Origin of the sequence: Pseudodonghicola flavimaris (assembly GCF_030164425.1) — a bacterium.
Lineage (GTDB): Bacteria > Pseudomonadota > Alphaproteobacteria > Rhodobacterales > Rhodobacteraceae > Pseudodonghicola > Pseudodonghicola flavimaris.
On sequence record NZ_JASNJD010000005.1, the window covers coordinates 22,027 to 40,274 of the forward strand.

Consider the following 18,248-nt stretch of genomic DNA (forward strand, 5'->3'; position numbering starts at 1 on the left):
AGGCCGTGGCGCCCAGCGCGCCCGGTGACTTGTAATCGCGCCACGCAGTGCTTACCGTCTTGCCGCGCAGGGTGCCCGGGGCCGCCCGTCGCGCGACGAAGCATCGCGGAACACACGGGCATGAAAACGACGGGCACGAGTTGCGTGGGGGGCGGGTGATGGAGCCCAACCTTTTCTCTTTCATCTGGAAGTATTCCAAGCGGCAACAGCTGTGGCTGCTGGTGCTGACGCTGATTTCCTTCCCCTTCCTCTATGCCTCGCTCGAACTGCCCAAGCGGATCATCAACGACGCCATCGGCGCGCAGACCTCACAGATCGACGTCTATGGCATGACGCTGAGCCAGGTGCAGTTCCTGCTGCTGCTCTGCTTCGGGTTCATGGCCACCGTACTGGTCGGCGGGCTGATGAAGATGTACATCAATACCCGCAAGGGGGTGCTGTCCGAACGTATGCTGCGGCGGCTGCGCTATCAGCTGATCAGCCGCATGCTGCGGTTCCCCAAGCCCTATTTCCGCACCACCAGCCAGGGGGAGCTGGTGTCGATGATCACCTCAGAGGCCGAGCCGATGGGCGGGCTGATGGGCGACGCGGTGGCCCAGCCGGTGTTCCAGTTCGGCCAGATGATGACGATCATCTTCTTCCTGTTCATGCAGAGCGTGTGGTTCGGGCTCGCCTCCATCGCGCTGATCCCGCTGCAGGCCTGGCTGATCCCGATGCTGCAGCGCCAGATCAACCTGCTGAACAAGGAGCGCATCGTCGAGGTGCGCCACCTGTCGACCGAGATCGGCGAAACCGCCGCCGGCATCACCGATCTGCGTGCCAACGGCGGCTGGCGCTACCGGCTGGCGCAATTCACCGACCGGCTGGGTCGGCTGTTCGAGATCCGGTTCCGGATCTACCAGAAGAAATACTTCATGAAGTTCCTGAACAACATGATCGGGCATCTGACCCCGTTCATGTACTATTCCGCCGGCGGCTATCTGGCGATCCACGGGCAGATCACGGTGGGGGCGCTGGTGGCGGCGCTGTCGGCCTACAAAGACCTCAGTTCCCCCTGGAAGGAGCTTCTGACCTATTACAACCAGGTGCAGGACATGTCGCTGCGCTGGGAGGTCGTCACCTCCCGCTTCGCACCGCGCAACATGATCCCCGAAGAGCTGTTCGAAGGCGAGCCGTCCAGCATCCCGCATCTCTACGGCACGATCGAACTGCGCGATGTCAGCGTGCGCGACCAGGACGGCAATATCGTGCTGGAGGATATCAACCTGAAGATCCCGCCGCGGGCACGGGTGGCGATTCAATGCACCAAACCGGCGGAACGCACCGCGCTGGCCGAGCTTCTCCTGCGCGAAACCCTGCCGTCGAAGGGCGAGGTCATCATCTCCGGCCGCCGGATCGAGACCCTGCACCAGGCGGTGATCGCGGCGCGGATCGGCTATGCCAACTCGCGGCCCTATCTGTTCGACGGCACGCTGGGCGACAACCTGCTGATGCCGCTGAAGATGCATCCTCATATCTCGCCCCACATGCCGCGCGACCGCGCCATCGCCGAGGCCGTGCGCGCCGGCAACAGCCCCGATCCGCTGACTGCCGACTGGGTCGACCCCGGCATCGCCGGCCTGTCCGACGCGGCCGAGGTGCGGGACTGGTGGTTCGATCTGATCGAGGCGATGGGCATCGACGAATCCATGTTCCGCCGCACCCTGCGGTCCACCTTCGACCCGGCGCTGCACCCGACGCTGGCGCATGATATCGCCGCCCTGCGGCCCGAGATCCGCAAGCGGCTGGAAGAACGCGGGCTGGACGACATCGTCTTCCACTTCGATCCGGACCGGTTCAACCCGGCGGTGCCGCTGGCAGGCAACCTGTTCTATGCCACACCGATACGCGAATTCACCGCCGACGCGCTGGCGCATGACGATCGGTTCCTGAAGATACTGGACGATCAGGGACTGGCGGAGGAGGCGATCGCCGTCTCGATCGGGGTGATCGACACGCTGAACCGGACCTTCGGGCGCGACGGCACCCACCACCCGCTGTTCCAGCGTCTCGGGCTCGACGAGGATCTCTATCAGCGGATCACCGATATCGCCGCCCGGCGCAGCCGCCCGGGGCGGCGCCAGCGTCTCAGCCCGCAGGACCGGGCGATGCTGTTGATCGTGCCCTTCATGCTGACGGCAGAGCAGATCGGCCCGAATTTCCCCGAGGAATACAAGGAGAAGATCCTCGCCATTCGGCGCAGCAAGGGCGAAGAGCTGCGGCGGAAACTGAGCGATCTGTTCCTGCCGGTGGATCCCGACCGCTATGTGCCGCGCCTGACCGTGGTGGAAAACGCCATCTTCGGCCGGGTGTCGATGATTGCCGGGGTCAGGTCCGACGAGGTCGAGGACGTGGTGGCCGAGGTGCTGAGCGAACACGGGCTGCGACGCCGGATCACCGCCATCATCTACGATCTGCGCGCCGGGCTGGGCGGCACCAATCTGGCGCCGATCTTTCAGGAACGCGCCGCCTTCACCCGGGCCGGGCTGAAACGCCCAGACATCCTGATCATGGACAAGGTTCTGTCGAGCCACAATTCCGCCAGCCGCCTGCGCACCCGCCAGCGCCTGCGCGAGCTTCTGCCCAATTCGATCATGCTGTTCATGGAAAACCGGTTCGAGAACCCGGATGCCTACGACATGTTCGTCGAAATCCGCAACGGGCGGATCAACACCAGCGGCCAGCCGGCGATGTCGGTGGCGGCCTCCGGTGCCTCGGACGACCTCAGCCGCAAGGTGGCGCTGCTGTCTGCCAACGACCTTCTGGGCCGCCTCAGCCTGCGCAACCGGCGGCTGCTGGCGTTCTCGGCGCAATGGTATCAGGCCGCGCCGGGGCATGTGGTCTTCTCTCACAGCCAGACGGCCGACGCGGTCTATCTCTGCCTCGAAGGACATGCGGAGCTGCGCTGGCCCGGTGCCGGTAACACCAAGATCGCACCGGTGTCCTCGGTCCGGCCCGGCCGGCTGATCGGCGATCTGGCGGTGATCACCCGCGACAAGCGGTTCCTCGATCTGGTGGCGGTGGAGCCGACCCGGTTCCTGCGCATCGGAGCGGAGGAATTTCGCGCGGTGATCGAAAATGACGCATCGGTCGCATTGGCGCTGCTGGAAGAGGTCGCTACCCATCTGACCGGGGCGACCGAGCTGCTGCAGGCCGCCCAGATCAACCTGTCGGATTACGCCACGCCGCCGGGCACCCCCCGGACCAGCACCGCCGATCCGCTGACGCCCGAGAAGCTGAACGACTATTTCGATGACTGACAGCCCCTACGCCGCCCATGACCGCCTGATCGCGCCGCTGCGTCCGCGCGCCCAGATCTGGCGGCTGCTGGCCGGACTGGTGCTGATCGCCGTGGTCATCTTCGGGCTGAATTCGCTGCTGCACGCCGCGGTGCGCGACCTGGCGCCGCCGGAGTGGTACGGTGATCTGTTCCACGGCCGATTGCCCGGGCCGACGCTGATCCTTCTGGCCAGCTTCGGGTTCATGACCATCGCCAGCATGGCCGCGGCCAACCTGTTGCAGAACCGCCCGCCGCTCAGCCTGCTGGGGCCGCCCGGGCTGGCGCTGGTGCAGTTCTGGCGGGTGCTGCGGCTGCTCCTCCTCCTCGGCGTCGTGATCCTGCTGCTGCCACCCTACGACATGGGCGATGCGGCGCTGATCCCCAATCTGACCTTTGGCCATTGGGCGATGCTGCTGCCGCTGTCGCTGCTGGCAGTGTTGATCCAGACCAGCGCCGAGGAGATTCTGTTTCGCGGCTTCCTGCAACAGAGCCTGGCGGCCCGGTTCCGCCACCCGGCGATCTGGCTGATGGGGCCGGCGCTGCTGTTCGCGCTGGGGCATTTCACCCCCGAGGAGGCCGGCGCCAACGCCGGGCTGATTGTGATCTGGGCCGCCGTCTTCGGCCTGCTGATGGGTGATCTGACCGCCCGCGCCGGCAGCCTCGGCCCGGCGATCGCGGTGCATTTCTTCAACAATATCACCGCGCTTCTGATCACCGCCTCGCCCGAGACACTGAACGGGCTGTCGCTCTATATCCTGCCGTTCCCGATGGGCGACACCGGCATCGCCCGCGGCTGGCTGGCGGTGGATTTCGCGCTGATCGTCATCTCCTGGCTGCTGGGCCGCATCGCCATCAGGCGTTGATTGCATTTGCCCGGCTTGAGGCTTATCTCAGGCCCCGAAGCCGCGAACCGGCACAAGATGCGCAATCTCCCGCGAGAGAGGCCCCGACATGAACTGGATCACCAACTACGTCCGCCCCCGGATCAACTCGATCTTCTCGCGGCGGGAGATGCCGGAGAATCTCTGGCAGAAATGCGATGAATGCGGAACCATGCTGTTCCACCGGGAACTGTCGGACAACCTGAACGTCTGCACCAACTGCGGCCATCACATGGCGATCAGCCCGCGCGCCCGGTTCCAGGCCTTTTTCGACGGCGGCATCTTTGCCGAGATCGCGGTGCCCGACCCGGTCGCCGACCCGCTGCAGTTCCGCGACCAGAAGAAATACCCCGACCGGATGAAGGCAGCGCAGAAGTCCACCGGCGAGAAAGAGGCGATGCTGGTCGCCACCGGTGAGATCGGCCGCACCCCGATCGTCGCCGCCGCGCAGGACTTCAGCTTCATGGGCGGCTCCATGGGGATGTATGTCGGCAATGCGATCATCGCCGCGGCGGAAGAGGCGGTGAAGCTGAAACGTCCGCTGATCCTGTTTTCCGCCGCCGGCGGCGCCCGCATGCAGGAAGGCATCCTGAGCCTGATGCAAATGCCGCGCACCACCGTGGCGGTACAGATGCTGAAAGAGGCCGGTCTGCCCTATATCGTGGTGCTGACGCATCCGACCACTGGCGGCGTCACCGCCTCCTATGCGATGCTGGGCGATGTGCAGATCGCCGAACCCAACGCGCTGATCTGCTTCGCCGGACCGCGGGTGATCGAACAGACCATCCGCGAAAAGCTGCCCGACGGCTTCCAGCGCGCCGAGTACCTGCTGGATCACGGTATGCTGGACCGCGTCACCCCGCGGACCGAACTGCGCGACGAGCTGATCAACATCACCCGGATGCTGCTGGGCCTGCCGCCGGCGATCCGCGGCGACCTGCCCGCCCCGGAGGCGGAGACCGACGCCACAGCGCCGGAGGCCGCCGCCACTGCGGCAGAGACGGCCGCCGCGCCGACCAAGGAAAGCAAACCGGCGAAGGACGCCAAGCCGGCCAAAGACCCGAAGTCCAAGTAAGAAAAACAACCCCGATCCCGGGCCCTTCAGGAGAGATGACGATGGCTTACACTCTGGTGCAGTTCGACTTTCCCTATGCCGGCCCCTGGGGCGCGGATATGGCCACCGCCATGGGCGATCTGGCGCAGGACATCGCCGGCGAAACCGGGCTGGTCTGGAAAATCTGGACCGAGAACGAAGCCACCGGCCGCGCCGGCGGCATCTACGTCTTCGACAACCCGGCGGCGGCTGCCGCCTATACCGAAAAGCACTCCGCCCGGCTGGCGGCCTTCGGTATCACCGGCATCAACGCGCAAAGCTTCGATGTGAACGCACCGCTGTCGACGATCACCCGCGCGCCGCTCTGACCGCCATCTGATTTCCCCGCGCCCCGGAGGCCCCCCGATGCACTCCCGCACACCTGCGGCGTCCGACGTCATCCTTGAACGGATGATGGCGCTGCACCCGAAGATCATCGACCTGACGCTGGACCGGGTCTGGCGGCTGCTGGCGGCGCTGGACAATCCGCAGGACCGGTTGCCACCGGTGATCCATCTGGCCGGAACCAACGGCAAGGGCTCGACCCAGGCGATGATCCGCGCCGGTCTGGAGGCCGCAGGCCACAGCGTGCATGCCTATACCTCGCCGCATCTGGCGCGATTCCACGAACGCATCCGCCTGGCCGGAGAGCTGATCGACGAGGCCGAGCTGAGCGCGCTGCTGGACGAATGCTATACCGCCAACGACGGCGGCTCGATCACCTATTTCGAGATCACCACCTGTGCCGCCCTGCTCGCCTTCGCGCGCACCCCGGCGGATTACACCCTGCTGGAGGTCGGCCTCGGTGGCCGGCTCGACGCGACCAATGTGGTCGCCCGCCCGGCGTTGACGGTGATCACGCCGATCTCCATCGACCACGAACAGTTCCTGGGCGACACCCTGGCCAAGATCGCCTTTGAGAAGGCCGGCATCCTGAAGCCCGGCGTGCCCTGCATCGTCGCGCCGCAGCCGGACGAGGCGCTGGAGGTGATCGAGGCGCAGGCCGCCCGTGTCGGTGCTCCGCTGATCGCCCATGGCCAGCACTGGCATGTGCAGCAGGAACGCGGCCGCATGGTGTTCCAGGACGAAACCGGGCTGCTGGATCTGCCGCTGCCGAATCTGCCCGGCGCGCATCAGTTGCAGAATGCCGGCACCGCGCTGGCCGCCCTGCGCCACCTGGGTCTGGACGAGGCGGCCTGCGAGGCCGCCGTCACCCGGGCCTTCTGGCCTGCCCGCATGCAGCGGCTGAAGACCGGGCCGCTGGTCGGGGCCGCCCCGCAGGCAGAGCTCTGGCTTGACGGCGGGCACAATCCGGCCGCCGGTGAGGCGCTGGCGGCGCATCTGGCCAGCCTGCCGAAACGGCCGACGCATCTGGTCTGCGGGATGCTGAATACCAAGGATGTCAGCGGCTATCTGCGGCCTCTGGCCGGGCCGGCCGACAGCCTGACCGCCGTGTCGATCCCCGGGGAGGCCAACACGCTGAGCGCCGAAGACACCTGCGCCGCAGCGCAGGCGGTCGGCATGACGGCCGCCACAGCCGAGACGGTGCAAGAGGCCGTCGCCCGGATCGCCGCAGCCGACCCGCAGGCGCGGATCCTGATCTGCGGATCGCTCTATCTGGCCGGGACCGTTTTGCGCGAGAACGGCTGAAGCTGGCGCCCGTTCCCCGGCGCCCGTTCGGGTAAAAAAAGACCGGGCGCACGGCCCGGCCAAGGTCCAACAGGGAGGTGCATGTCATAACCCGGACATGCGCGGGATAGCGTCGTGATAAAGTCGCTTGCGCACAAACGTCTTTGATCTGCGTCAAGTCACCTCAGGGTAGAGCAATTCTCGTCCCTATGCAACCAGCCTGTAGCCGCCCGCTTCGGTCACCAGAATTCGGGCATTCGACGGGTCGGGCTCGATCTTCTGCCGCAGACGATAGATATGGGTTTCCAGCGTGTGAGTTGTAACCCCCGCATTATATCCCCAGACCTCGTGCAGCAGGATATCGCGCGGCACCACGCCGTCGGTCGCGCGGTAGAGGAACTTGAGAATATTGGTTTCCTTCTCGGTCAGCCGGATCTTGCGGCCGTCCTCGGTGATCAGCATCTTCATCGCAGGCTTGAAGGTATACGGCCCCAGCTGGAACACCGCATCCTCGGATTGTTCGTGCTGGCGGAGCTGCGCCCGGATACGGGCCAGAAGCACCGGGAATTTGAACGGCTTGGAGACATAATCATTCGCGCCCGCGTCCAGCCCCAGAATGGTATCGGCATCGGTGTCGTGGCCGGTCAGCATCAGGATCGGCGCCTTGACCCCCTGTTTGCGCATCAGCCGGCAAAGCTCCCGCCCATCGGTATCGGGCAGGCCCACATCGAGGATGAGAAGATCGAACAGGCCCTCTTTCACCCGCTCCATCGCGGCATGCCCGTCGCCGGCCTCGAAGACATCGAAATCCTCGGTCATCACCAGCTGTTCGCTCAAGGCCTCGCGCAGGTCCTCATCATCGTCCACCAGCAGAATTTTCTTGGTTTGCGCCATAGGGTTTGCCCTCCTGTCTGATAAGATTTCAAATGCGCGTGACGGTGGCCGGACACAAGGATTGCTGCAAAAGCCTCACGCGGTCGTGTCTGCGACACCGGTTATGTTTCATATCCGGCGAAAAGCGCTTAGATACATCAGGACGCGTCACGCCGGATTTTGTCAAATGAGCCTTCTGCCCGATATCAACGAACTTCTCGCCCGTGCGCGCTCTGATCTGCGCATGGGGGTGCCCGTGGTGCTCGCCGGCGAGGATCAATCCATCCTGGCGGTGGCCAGCGAGACCCTCACCCCGGAACGGCTGGCGGATCTGCGCGCGCTCGGCCAGCCGGTCATCGCGATCACCGCGCGGCGGGCGGAGACGCTGAAGGCGCGCCCCTATGACGGCGATCTGGCACGGGTGGAGATTCCCGCCGATGCCGATCTGGACTGGGTGCAGGCGGTGGCCGATCCCGCCGACGATCTGATCACGCCGATGAAAGGCCCGCTGGTCAGCGCCCGCGGCGGCTCGGCCGCGCTGCACCGGCTGGCGATCGCCCTGGCCAAGAGCGCGCGGCTGCTGCCAGCAGTGGTGCTGGTGCCGGTCGAGGACGGCACGCGCTTCGCCGCAGAGTACGGGCTGACCCGGATCATCCACCGGCTGGCGGTGCCGCATCTGGGCGAGCGCAGCCCGATGAACGAGGTGGTGCATGCCCGGCTGCCGATGGAGGCCTCCGAGGCCGGGCGGCTGCATATCTATCGCCCCGAGGACGGCGGCGAGGAGCATTACGCCATCGAGATCGGCCGCCCGGACCGGTCCAAGCCGGTGCTGGCGCGGCTGCATTCAGCCTGTTTCACCGGCGACGTGATGGGCAGCCTGAAATGCGACTGCGGCCCGCAGCTGCGCGGCGCGCTGGCACAGATGGGGGCGGAGGGCGCCGGGGTGCTGCTCTATCTCAATCAGGAGGGCCGCGGCATCGGCCTGGCCAACAAGATGCGCGCCTATTCGCTGCAGGATCAGGGTTTCGATACGGTGGAGGCGAACCACCGGCTCGGCTTTGAGGATGACGAACGCGATTTCCGGCTTGGCGCCGATATCCTGCGCGCGCTCGGGTTCTCCTCCGTCCGCCTGCTGACCAACAACCCCAAGAAAATCGCGATGATGGAGAAGACCGGGATCGCGGTGGCCGAACGGGTGCCGCTGAAGGTCGGAGAAACCGCCTTCAACCGCAATTATCTGGCGACCAAGGCGAAGAAATCGGGCCACCTGCTGTGAGCGTCGACGATCTCGTGCTGACGCCCCGGGGGCTGCGGTTTCAAGGTCGGGTCCTGCCGTGTTCGATCGGCCGCGGCGGCATCCGCCGCGACAAGCGCGAGGGCGATGGCGCTACCCCTACCGGGGTGCACAGGATCGCCGGCATGTTCTATCGCCCCGACCGGCTGACGCGACCCAACGATTGGGCGCTGCCGATCGGCCCGCGCGACCTGTGGTCCGACGCCAGCGGCGATCCGGCCTATAACCATTGGGTGCGCGCGCCCTATGGTGCCAGTCATGAGCGGCTGCGGCGCGCCGATCCGCTCTATGATCTGATCCTGGTCACGGACTGGAACTGGCCGGAGGCGCAGCCGGGACGCGGCTCTGCCATCTTCCTGCATCAATGGCGCCGTCCGGGATACCCGACCGAGGGCTGTATCGCCTTTTCCCGTCCCGATCTGCGCTGGCTGGCCGCGCGGGCGCAACCCGGCATGCGGATCATCGTGAGCGGCTAATCACTCCGGGTAGCGGCGCTGCGCCTTGGCCTTGGCCAGTACCTTGTTGCCGTTGCGCGCGGTGGCGGTCCATTCGTAGGTGTGCACGCCACCCGGCGGACAGGGGCTTTTGTAAGTGAAGCTGCCGAGCGGCAGCTTGCCGTCACCGGTGGCTGCCAGCCGTTTGCTGCCTCCGTGATTATAGCCCGGAGCGTCCAGATCCTTCATCTGAAACTGGATCGAGGTGGTGCCGGCCGGCACACCTGAAAAGACGAATTCAGGATTGCCCACCCGGTTTGGGTTCCCCGAGGTGCAGGCGGGAATATCGCCCCAGGACTTGAAGGTCAGCTTGAACTCAGCCGCCGCGGGCGATGCCAACGCCATTGCCAGCAAGATCGGAATTGCCCGTGAGAATCGTCGCATCAGCGCCCCCTTGCTAGCAATATGGCCTCAGTCTGCACCAAGAGGCCGCAACCCACAAATAACGACTTTATCGTAGGCGTCAGCCGTAGCTGCGTTCCCCGAAGATGGCCGATCCGACCCGCACATGGGTTGCTCCCAGCGCGATTGCGGTTTCGAAATCGCCGCTCATGCCCATCGACAGGCCGCTCAGCCCGTTGCGCTCGGCGATCTTGGCCAGCAGCGCGAAATGCAGGCTCGGTTCCTCCTCCACCGGAGGAATGCACATCAGCCCTTTCACCGGCAGGTCGAGGCCGCGGCATTCGGCGACAAAGGCATCGGCCTCGGCCGGCAGGATTCCCGCCTTCTGCGGCTCCTCGCCGGTGTTCACCTGGATGAAGAGCTCCGGGCATTTGCCCTCTTCCTGCGCCAGCCGCGCCAGAGTGGCGGCCAGCTTGGGGCGGTCGACCGAGTGGATCGCGTCGAACAGGCCAATGGCCTGTCGTGCCTTGTTGGTCTGCAGGGGGCCGATCAGATGCAGTTCGACGCCATCGAAACGGGTCTTGAAATCCGGCCATTTGCCGGCGGCTTCCTGCACCTTGTTTTCCCCGAAGATCCGCTGCCCCTGCTCCAGCACCGCCTCGACCCGCTCCAGCGGCTGCACCTTCGACACAGCGATCAGCGTCACCGCCCCCGGTGCGCGCCCGGCCTCCTGTTCGGCCCTGGCGATACGGTCCTTGATGTCTTGCAGCGGCATGACGCCCTCCTGTCTTGGGTCGCGGGAACGGATCGCCGGCAGGAAAACACCAGTTGGGCGAAAAAGGAAAGGCCCGCAAAAGAAAAGGGCGGGTCCGAAGACCCGCCCCCGATCACGCGTAAGCGTGGATCAGCTTAGAAGCTGAAGTACACACCAGCCTGAACGGTGGTGTTGTCGTTCGACGACTCGCGCCAGCCGGCTTCGATCGAAGCGCCGCCACCCAGGTCGTAGGAGTAGTGGATACCGTAGGAGGTGCCTTCGGTGCCATCGACGGTCGCGGTGTCGCGGTTGTCGGCACGGCCGGCTGCAACGTCAGCTGCGTCCACTGCGTCTTCGTCGGTCACGAACACCAGGATGTTCGAAGCGGCGCCGATGTCCATGTTGCCGTACAGGCCCCATTTGCTGATGCCGTCGTTGTCGGCATAGGCCAGACGAACGCCGAACTGACCCAGGTCGCCGGCGATGCTGACGGCCACTTTGTCTTCCCAGGCGTTATCCGAGGACTGACCAGCGATTGCTGCGGTCCAGTCGCCGAAGGTGTACGCCAGCATGGCTGCGAAACGGTCGCCACCCAGAGAACCTGCGGTTGCCGGGGTGATGATGTCGCCAGCGCTGTCCGTCACGGCTGCGGTCGGCAGGATGTCATTGTCGGTCGAGTACGACAGGTGACCGGTGAAGCCGCCTGCGGAGTACAGGACTTCCAGGCCGTTGGCGCCAGCGCCAGCCGAGGAGTATGCATCCCAGTTGAAGTACTCGTTGTTGACGTTGGTCACCAGCGAAACGAAGCCAGCGCCGTCGATGCCCAGACCGGCGGAACGGGTTTCGAGGTACAGGCCGGGCATGTTTTCCACGGCGCCGATGATGTTGCCCACGCCGACGGTGAAGCCACCGTAGGTTGCGTAGAAACGTGCACCGTTGAAGGTTGCGCCACCCGGGTTGTTGTCGCGGCTTTCAGCCTGCGCACGGTAACGGGCACCGATCACCACGCCACCGTCGGTCTCGGTCGACATGTCGAACTGCAGACGCAGACGGCTGGTGATGGTGGTTTCGCTGATGCCATCGTAGTTGGCGTCGGCCAGATCGTTCGAGTGCGCGTCGTTGTAGTCCAGACCGAAACGGCCGTAACCGCTGATCCGCACTTCGGCTGCGGCCATGCTCGCGGTCGCGATCAGCGCAGTCGTTGCGAGAAGAACTTTTTTCATGTCTTTCCCTCGGTTTTTCGATTCATACGCCCAAACCGGGGAATCCGGTGTGGGTATGGACAGGGGTTTCGCTCTTTCGGGGTCGTCTTGGCAAGACTTCGCGGCGAGGCGTCTCCAAAGCGGTCACGGATGGTGCAGCTTTGCCACAGTCCGCCCGGCCCGCCGCGGCCGCACCCGAGAAAGCCTGTCAGTATCGTCCCCGCACCGCATGTCCTTCCAAAGAAACGGGGCGCCGGGGTCGGTGCAGCCCGCCCGACTGCCACGCCTCCCGATCCGGGGCCCGAAAAGCAGTCTGGCCACATCGCCCGGGATATTCCCGCCCATCGGCACGCTGTCCCGTTCCCGGGGCGACGGCCCGATCCGGCCGAATGGCGCCCGTGATGCCTTCATCCTGCCCCTGGCGAGAGGCTGGATCGCCCCAGCGCCGGAAAACCCGCGCGCTCCGCCGCCGGCCACCGCCCCGCCCTACACTAAACCCTTGCTCCCCCAAGCCCCGTTGGGTAGGACAGGCCAGAGCGGAAAACCCGGGACTGCGACATGAAATTGCTGAATACGCCGTCGAAGGCCATGCTGATTATGACCGTTTGCCTGGCCACGGCTGCCTGCGGCAACAAGGGCGGCGGTATCCGTGTCGGCGGCGAGTCCCCGGCCGGCGGCAATATTGCCCATAACCGTGAAACGGCGCCGATGAACTACGAGCGGTCCTCGATCTGGGACGTGTTCGGCCCGAACAAGGCCGACACCAATGTTCAGGTGAACCGCTACCTCTGGGCGGCCTCGCTCGATGTGCTGAGCTTCCTGCCGGTGCAGTCGGTCGATCCGTTCACCGGCGTGATCATCACCGGCTATGGCACCCCGCCGGGTGGCGGCCGCGCCTATCGCGCCGTGGTTCACGTTTCCGACCCGGCGCTGGATGCCCGTTCGCTCAACGTTTCGTTGCAGACCCAGGGCGGCCGCGCCGTGGCGCCGGCGACCTCCCGCGCGGTCGAGGACGCGATCCTGACCCGGGCCCGCCAGTTGCGTGTGCGCGACAAGAAGCTCTAGAAAGCAGCGCAAAACCACAGTAACACCACGCCGGGTTCTGACCCGGCGTTTTCATTCCAGAAGGACCGCAGCGATGTCGCGTTACTCCGCCGCTGAAATCGAAGCGAAATGGCAGGAGGCCTGGGACAAGGCCGGAATCTTCACCGCCAAACGCAGCGCAGACAAGCCGAAGTACTATGTGCTTGAGATGTTCCCCTATCCGTCGGGGCGTATCCACATGGGGCATGTGCGCAACTACACCATGGGTGACGTGATCGCGCGCTACAAGCTGGCAACCGGCCATAACGTGCTGCACCCGATGGGCTGGGACGCCTTCGGCATGCCGGCGGAGAACGCCGCAATGGCGAGCGGAGGCCACCCCAAGGACTGGACCTATGGCAACATCGCCGACATGCGCGGCCAGATGAAGCCGCTGGGCCTGTCGATCGACTGGTCCCGCGAATTCGCCACCTGCGATCCGGAATATTACGGCCAGCAGCAGGCGCTGTTCCTCGACATGCTCGACACCGGCCTCGTCTATCGCAAGAACGCGGTGGTGAACTGGGACCCGATCGACATGACCGTTCTGGCCAACGAGCAGGTGATCGACGGCAAGGGCTGGCGGTCGGGCGCCGAGGTGGAGCGGCGCGAACTCACCCAATGGTTCTTCAAGATCTCCGACATGGCGGAGGAACTGCTCGACGCGCTCGACGGACTGGACAACTGGCCGGCCAAGGTGCGGCTGATGCAGGAGAACTGGATCGGCAAATCGCGCGGCCTGCAATTCGCCTTCACCCGCACCGACGGGGCGGAGCCGATCGAGGTTTACACCACCCGTCCCGACACCCTGATGGGCGCCTCTTTCGTCGGCATCTCCCCGGATCATCCGATCGCCAAAGCGCTGGAGGCCGAGAACCCGCAAGTGGCTGAATTCGTGGCGGAATGCCGCAAGGGCGGCACCACGGAAGAGGCCATCGAGACCGGCGAGAAACTGGGCTTCGACACCGGCATCCGGGTCAAGCATCCGCTCGACCCCAACTGGGAACTGCCGGTCTGGATCGCCAACTTCATCCTGATGGACTACGGCACCGGCGCCATCTTCGGCTGCCCGGCGCATGATCAGCGCGACTTCGAATTCGCCAGCAAATACGGCCTGCCGATCAAGGCGACCTTCGTGGCCACCGATGACGACAGCGCCGGGTTGAAGGAAGCCTTCGTCCCGACCAAGTCGGAAAAGGTCCGCTATGTCGCGGGCATCGCCGGCGAAGAGGTGCAAACCGGCGAAGAGGCGGTGAATGCCGCCGTCGACAAGGCCGAGGCCGAGGGCTGGGGCCAGGGCGTCACCAAGTTCCGCCTGCGCGACTGGGGGCTGTCGCGGCAACGCTATTGGGGCTGCCCGATTCCGGTGGTCCATTGCGCCGATTGCGGCGTGGTACCGGAGAAGAAGGAAAACCTGCCGGTGCTGCTGCCCTATGACGAGGGCGGCAAGCCGATCGACTTCTCGATCCCCGGCAACCCGCTGGACCGGCACCCGACATGGCGCGACTGCAGCTGCCCGACCTGCGGCAAGCCGGCGAAGCGCGAGACCGACACGATGGACACTTTCGTCGATTCGTCCTGGTATTACGCCCGCTTCACCGCGCCGCATGCGACCACGCCGACCGTCGCGGAAGAGGCCGAATACTGGATGAACGTCGATCAGTACATCGGCGGCATCGAACACGCGATTCTGCACCTGCTCTATTCCCGCTTCTTCGCGCGGGCGATGCAGATCACCGGCCACCTGCCGAAGAAGGCGATCGAACCCTTCGACGCGCTGTTCACCCAGGGCATGGTGACCCATGAGATCTATCAGACCCGCGACGGCAACGGCCGCCCGGTCTATCACCTGCCGGAAGAGGTCGAAGCCGGCAAGCTGAAGGCCACCGGCGAGGAGGTGGAGATCATCCCCTCCGCCAAGATGTCGAAATCCAAGAAGAACGTGGTCGACCCGGTCAGCATCATCAGCCAGTTCGGCGCCGATACCGCGCGCTGGTTCGTGCTGTCCGACAGCCCGCCGGAGCGCGACGTGGAGTGGACCGCCGCCGGCGCCGAGGCCGCCTTCAAGCACCTGAGCCGGGTCTATCGCATCGCCGCGGAGATTGACGCCACCGCCCCCGGCACCGAGGACGACAGCGCGCTGCTGCGCGAGATGCACAAATGCATCCATGACGTCACCGGCGGGGTGGAAAGCTTCGGCTTCAACGCCGCCATCGCCAAGCTCTATGCCTTTACCAACACGCTGGCCAAATCCAAGGCCGGTGGCGCCGCCAAGCGCGAGGCCGCCCTGGCACTGGCGCAGCTGATGGCGCCGATGACCCCGCATCTGTCGGAACAGATCTGGGAGCTGCTGGGCGGCGAGGGGTTGATCGCCACCGCGCCCTGGCCCAAGGCCGATCCGGCCATGCTGATCGACGACACCGTCACCCTGCCGATCCAGGTCAACGGCAAGCGGCGCGCGGAAATCAGCGTGCCCAAGGATATGGACAAGGCAGAGGTTGAAAAAGCGGCGCTGGCAGTGGAGGCTGTGCAGAGGGCGCTGGACGGGGCGGCGCCGAAAAAGGTGATCGTCGTCCCCGGACGGATCGTGAATGTCGTCGCTTGACCGCAGAAGCCTGCTGATCCTGCCGCTGGCGCTCGCCGCCTGCGGCTTTACCCCTGTCTATGGCCCCGGCGGCACCGGGCGCGCCCTGCGTGGCCGCGTCCGGGTGCAGGAGCCCGACAGCCCGGATGAGTACATGCTGGTGCGCACGCTGGAGGACCGGCTGGGCCGGCCCAACAGCGCCCCGGGGTATGAGCTGCGGTTCGTGCTCAGCACCGATACCGAAGGTCAGGCGGTGACCGCCACCAACGAAACCACCCGCTACAGCCTGGTGGGGCGGGTCGATTACACGCTGACCGCGCTCGACACCGGCACCGTCGTCGCCTCAGGCGATGTGCGCAATTTCACCGGCTATTCCGCCACCGGCTCCACCGTGGAAACCCTGGCCGGCGAACGCGATGCGGCCGAACGGCTGATGACCATTCTCGCCGACCAGATCGTCACCCGGCTCTATGCGACGCCGGACCTGACGGCATGAAGCTCAGCCCCCGCGACGCGGACCGCTATTTCGCCAAGCCGGAGCCGGAGCGCACCGGGTTGCTGATCTATGGCGCCGATACCATGCGGGTGGCGCTGAAGCGCCAGCAGGTGCTCAAGGCGCTGCTCGGTCCCGGCGCCGAGGAAGAGATGCGGCTGACCCGCCTGCAGGGCGGCGATCTGCGCAAGGATCCGGCACAGCTGAACGACGCGGTCAAGGCGGTCGGATTCTTTCCCGGCCCCCGCGCCGTCTTTGTCGAGGACGCCACCGACACCATCGCCGCCGCCGTCGCCGCGGCGCTTGACGACTGGGCGCCCGGCGATGCCCAGATCGTGGTGGCGGCGGGATCGCTGAAGGCAACCTCGAAACTGCGCAAGGCCTTCGAACTGCACCCCAACGCCTTTGCCGTCGGCCTCTACGACGATCCGCCGTCACGCGAGGAGATCGAGCGCACCCTGGCCGAGGCCGGGATTCGCAATGTGCCGCAGGATTCGATGTCGGCGCTGACCGACCTGGCCAATGAGCTCGGCCCCGGCGATTTCGCCCGGCTGACCGAGAAGATCGCGCTCTATAAATTCCGGGACGACAGCCCGCTCGGCCTCGACGACATCGCCGCCTGCGCGCCGCAATCCACCGAAGCCGGGCTCGACGACATGCTGAACGTGGTGGCCGAGGGCCGCAGCCAGGAGATCGGGCCGCTGCTGCAGCGGCTGGAGGCGCAGGGTACCAATGCGGTGTCGCTCTGCATCGGCGCGACCCGGCATTTCCGCATGCTCTATACCGCCGCCGCCGATCCCGGTGGCCCGGCGGCCGGCGTCGGCCGGCTGCGCCCGCCGGTCTATGGCAAGCGGCGCGACCGGGTGGTGCGGCAGGCGCAGGGCTGGGGCGCGATGCGGCTGGAAACCGCGCTGACCCTGCTGACCGATACCGATCTGCAGCTGCGCTCCGCCCAGCAGACGGCGCCGGCGATGGCACTGATGGAACGCACCCTGATCCGGCTGGCGATGCTCGGCAAGCGCTGAGCCGCCTGCCCCTCAGCTGTCGTAGACCGCCGCCACCGGCCGGCGCAGTGATCGCGGCAGCGCCGGCCCCCGACCGACGCGCAGCACCAGATTGGGCCGCCGGTCCCCCAACCCCAGATGCGCCTGCAGCTCGGCTCGGACCTCGGGCACCTCCACCGCCTGATTGAGAAAGGCGCATTTCAGCCCGTCCCGTGTCGCCTGCAGCATCAGCCGCTGCGCCGCCCGCCCGGCCGCGACCCAGCCCCTCGGCGTATTCTCCGGCGCCACCAGTACCAGCAACGCGGCCGATGAGCGGACCTGGGCGGCGTATTTCTCGTTCTCCGCTCCGGCGCTGAACACCAGATCGAAGACCCGCGGCCCCAACCAGTCCGGCAGCGACGGGTTGCCCGAAGCGCCGGTGAAAAGCCCGTCGCCGCTCCGGGCCGCCGCAACCGGGTTGAAGCGCAGCCATTCCTTCAACTCCACCAAAAAGGCGGGATCGGCGATCTGGGCGCGGTTGCCCTCCTGCACCAGCGCCAGCAGTGCCTCCATCCCCGGCGGATCGGCGATCACCCGCGCCTCGACCCCGTGGCGGGCGGCGGCGGCAACCAGACGCGCGGTCTGCGCCGCGTCGAGCCGGCTGCCGTCATAGAGCCCCCGGGTGCTCTGGCGCAGGGGAATCGCCGGCATCAACGCCTGCGCCTCGGCCACACCCGGGGTCAGATCGATCTCCAGCCCGGTCTCGGGCGTCGCGGCCGCCACCACGCCGCCCCGGCCCCGGTCCCGGGCGGCGATCGCCAGCGTTTCCGCCGCGCAGCCGAGACTGGCGAAGAGATGATGATCGTCGGGATCGACCACCGGCGTTCGCCGCAGCAGATCGGGATGCAGCCGCACGCCGGTTTCGGTCGCCGCGAACCGCCAGGGCTGGGTGTTGTGCCCGTTCGCCGCCAGGGTCGCATAGCGCAGCAGATCGGCCAGCGTCGGCGTCTCCGGCAGCCGCGTCGTCATCCGCGCCAGCGCCGCCTCGTAACCGCCCTGCCGCAGCTGTCGCGCGGTATCGGCCCCCAGTCCCGCCAGCAGCAGCCCGCCGCCACCGATCAGGACCCGCCGCCGGGTCAGACGTCCTGTCAGCCATGCCATCCGCATCCTCCCGCGCCGCCGGCGCTGTCGCTGTCGTCGTCACGCCAACCCTTGCGCCGCCGG

The 18,248-nt window shown here is 66.2% G+C and carries 16 protein-coding genes; 11 read left to right on the forward strand and 5 right to left on the reverse strand.

The window, feature by feature from the left end:
* Positions 1-158: 158 nt before the first annotated feature.
* The 5 genes from QO033_RS08205 to QO033_RS08225 all read left to right on the forward strand — a co-directional run bounded on the left by QO033_RS08205 (position 159) and on the right by QO033_RS08225 (position 6,943).
* Positions 159-3,299: an ABC transporter transmembrane domain-containing protein gene (locus QO033_RS08205; RefSeq protein WP_284480474.1), complete on the forward strand. Its 3,141-nt coding sequence runs from the start codon at positions 159-161 to the stop codon at positions 3,297-3,299.
* Positions 3,292-4,182: a CPBP family intramembrane glutamic endopeptidase gene (locus QO033_RS08210; RefSeq protein WP_284480475.1), complete on the forward strand. Its 891-nt coding sequence runs from the start codon at positions 3,292-3,294 to the stop codon at positions 4,180-4,182. The genes QO033_RS08205 and QO033_RS08210 overlap by 8 nt, the downstream gene beginning before the upstream one ends.
* An 88-nt stretch (positions 4,183-4,270) precedes the next feature.
* On the forward strand, positions 4,271-5,275 hold the full coding sequence (gene accD / locus QO033_RS08215; protein WP_284480476.1) for an acetyl-CoA carboxylase, carboxyltransferase subunit beta: 1,005 nt from the start codon (positions 4,271-4,273) through the stop codon (positions 5,273-5,275).
* 41 nt (positions 5,276-5,316) lie between these two features.
* Positions 5,317-5,622 carry a monooxygenase gene (locus QO033_RS08220; RefSeq protein WP_284480477.1) on the forward strand — a complete coding sequence of 102 codons (306 nt, stop codon included), beginning with the start codon at positions 5,317-5,319 and terminating at the stop codon, positions 5,620-5,622.
* A gap of 37 nt (positions 5,623-5,659) precedes the next feature.
* Positions 5,660-6,943: a bifunctional folylpolyglutamate synthase/dihydrofolate synthase gene (locus tag QO033_RS08225; RefSeq protein ID WP_284480478.1), complete on the forward strand. Its 1,284-nt coding sequence runs from the start codon at positions 5,660-5,662 to the stop codon at positions 6,941-6,943.
* A 186-nt stretch (positions 6,944-7,129) separates the two neighbouring features.
* On the opposite strand, the gene QO033_RS08230 is transcribed toward QO033_RS08225, so the two are convergent.
* Positions 7,130-7,816 (reverse strand): response regulator transcription factor, encoded by a 687-nt coding sequence (locus QO033_RS08230; protein ID WP_284480479.1) that lies wholly within the window; start codon positions 7,814-7,816, stop codon positions 7,130-7,132.
* Positions 7,817-7,982: 166 nt separating this feature from the next.
* On the opposite strand from QO033_RS08230, the gene ribA reads away from it, so the two are divergent.
* Both ribA and QO033_RS08240 read left to right on the forward strand, forming a co-directional pair.
* Positions 7,983-9,071: a GTP cyclohydrolase II gene (gene ribA / locus QO033_RS08235; RefSeq protein ID WP_284480480.1), complete on the forward strand. Its 1,089-nt coding sequence runs from the start codon at positions 7,983-7,985 to the stop codon at positions 9,069-9,071.
* Complete coding sequence (locus QO033_RS08240) at positions 9,068-9,565, forward strand: L,D-transpeptidase family protein (RefSeq protein WP_284480481.1); 498 nt, start codon at positions 9,068-9,070, stop codon at positions 9,563-9,565. The genes ribA and QO033_RS08240 overlap by 4 nt, the downstream gene beginning before the upstream one ends.
* On the opposite strand, the gene QO033_RS08245 is transcribed toward QO033_RS08240, so the two are convergent.
* From QO033_RS08245 to QO033_RS08255, 3 genes are all read right to left on the reverse strand, one after another.
* On the reverse strand, positions 9,566-9,967 hold the full coding sequence (locus QO033_RS08245; RefSeq protein WP_284480482.1) for a YbhB/YbcL family Raf kinase inhibitor-like protein: 402 nt from the start codon (positions 9,965-9,967) through the stop codon (positions 9,566-9,568). It abuts the gene before it with no gap.
* 79 nt (positions 9,968-10,046) lie between these two features.
* Entirely contained in the window at positions 10,047-10,700 is a 654-nt protein-coding gene (locus QO033_RS08250) for a YggS family pyridoxal phosphate-dependent enzyme (RefSeq protein ID WP_284480483.1), read from the reverse strand.
* A gap of 134 nt (positions 10,701-10,834) precedes the next feature.
* Complete coding sequence (locus QO033_RS08255; RefSeq protein WP_284480484.1) at positions 10,835-11,902, reverse strand: porin; 1,068 nt, start codon at positions 11,900-11,902, stop codon at positions 10,835-10,837.
* A 537-nt stretch (positions 11,903-12,439) separates the two neighbouring features.
* On the opposite strand from QO033_RS08255, the gene QO033_RS08260 reads away from it, so the two are divergent.
* The 4 genes from QO033_RS08260 (at position 12,440) to holA (ending at position 17,066) form a co-directional block, all read left to right on the forward strand.
* Positions 12,440-12,946: a DUF3576 domain-containing protein gene (locus tag QO033_RS08260; protein WP_284480485.1), complete on the forward strand. Its 507-nt coding sequence runs from the start codon at positions 12,440-12,442 to the stop codon at positions 12,944-12,946.
* Between the two features lie 73 nt (positions 12,947-13,019).
* Entirely contained in the window at positions 13,020-15,569 is a 2,550-nt protein-coding gene (gene leuS / locus QO033_RS08265) for a leucine--tRNA ligase (protein WP_284480486.1), read from the forward strand.
* Complete coding sequence (lptE, locus tag QO033_RS08270; protein WP_284480487.1) at positions 15,556-16,044, forward strand: LPS assembly lipoprotein LptE; 489 nt, start codon at positions 15,556-15,558, stop codon at positions 16,042-16,044. Before leuS ends, lptE begins: the two co-directional genes overlap by 14 nt.
* Positions 16,041-17,066 (forward strand): DNA polymerase III subunit delta, encoded by a 1,026-nt coding sequence (gene holA / locus QO033_RS08275; RefSeq protein ID WP_284480488.1) that lies wholly within the window; start codon positions 16,041-16,043, stop codon positions 17,064-17,066. The genes lptE and holA overlap by 4 nt, the downstream gene beginning before the upstream one ends.
* A 12-nt stretch (positions 17,067-17,078) precedes the next feature.
* Here holA and QO033_RS08280 read toward each other — a convergent pair whose 3' ends face one another.
* The gene (locus QO033_RS08280; protein ID WP_284480489.1) at positions 17,079-18,185 is read right to left on the reverse strand and encodes an Acg family FMN-binding oxidoreductase; all 1,107 of its coding nucleotides are present in this window, start codon (positions 18,183-18,185) and stop codon (positions 17,079-17,081) included.
* Between the last annotated feature and the right edge of the window lie 63 nt (positions 18,186-18,248).

Bases quoted from the DNA above. Each gene is read 5' to 3' on its own strand.
- QO033_RS08205 (WP_284480474.1), top strand. From the start codon at position 159: ATGGAGCCCAACCTTTTCTCTTTCATCTGGAAGTATTCCAAGCGGCAA.
- QO033_RS08210 (WP_284480475.1), top strand. From the start codon at position 3,292: ATGACTGACAGCCCCTACGCCGCCCATGACCGCCTGATCGCGCCGCTG.
- accD (WP_284480476.1), top strand. From the start codon at position 4,271: ATGAACTGGATCACCAACTACGTCCGCCCCCGGATCAACTCGATCTTC.
- QO033_RS08220 (WP_284480477.1), top strand. From the start codon at position 5,317: ATGGCTTACACTCTGGTGCAGTTCGACTTTCCCTATGCCGGCCCCTGG.
- QO033_RS08225 (WP_284480478.1), top strand. From the start codon at position 5,660: ATGCACTCCCGCACACCTGCGGCGTCCGACGTCATCCTTGAACGGATG.
- QO033_RS08230 (WP_284480479.1), bottom strand. From the start codon at position 7,816: ATGGCGCAAACCAAGAAAATTCTGCTGGTGGACGATGATGAGGACCTG.
- ribA (WP_284480480.1), top strand. From the start codon at position 7,983: ATGAGCCTTCTGCCCGATATCAACGAACTTCTCGCCCGTGCGCGCTCT.
- QO033_RS08245 (WP_284480482.1), bottom strand. From the start codon at position 9,967: ATGCGACGATTCTCACGGGCAATTCCGATCTTGCTGGCAATGGCGTTG.
- QO033_RS08250 (WP_284480483.1), bottom strand. From the start codon at position 10,700: ATGCCGCTGCAAGACATCAAGGACCGTATCGCCAGGGCCGAACAGGAG.
- QO033_RS08255 (WP_284480484.1), bottom strand. From the start codon at position 11,902: ATGAAAAAAGTTCTTCTCGCAACGACTGCGCTGATCGCGACCGCGAGC.
- QO033_RS08260 (WP_284480485.1), top strand. From the start codon at position 12,440: ATGAAATTGCTGAATACGCCGTCGAAGGCCATGCTGATTATGACCGTT.
- leuS (WP_284480486.1), top strand. From the start codon at position 13,020: ATGTCGCGTTACTCCGCCGCTGAAATCGAAGCGAAATGGCAGGAGGCC.
- lptE (WP_284480487.1), top strand. From the start codon at position 15,556: ATGTCGTCGCTTGACCGCAGAAGCCTGCTGATCCTGCCGCTGGCGCTC.
- holA (WP_284480488.1), top strand. From the start codon at position 16,041: ATGAAGCTCAGCCCCCGCGACGCGGACCGCTATTTCGCCAAGCCGGAG.
- QO033_RS08280 (WP_284480489.1), bottom strand. From the start codon at position 18,185: ATGGCATGGCTGACAGGACGTCTGACCCGGCGGCGGGTCCTGATCGGT.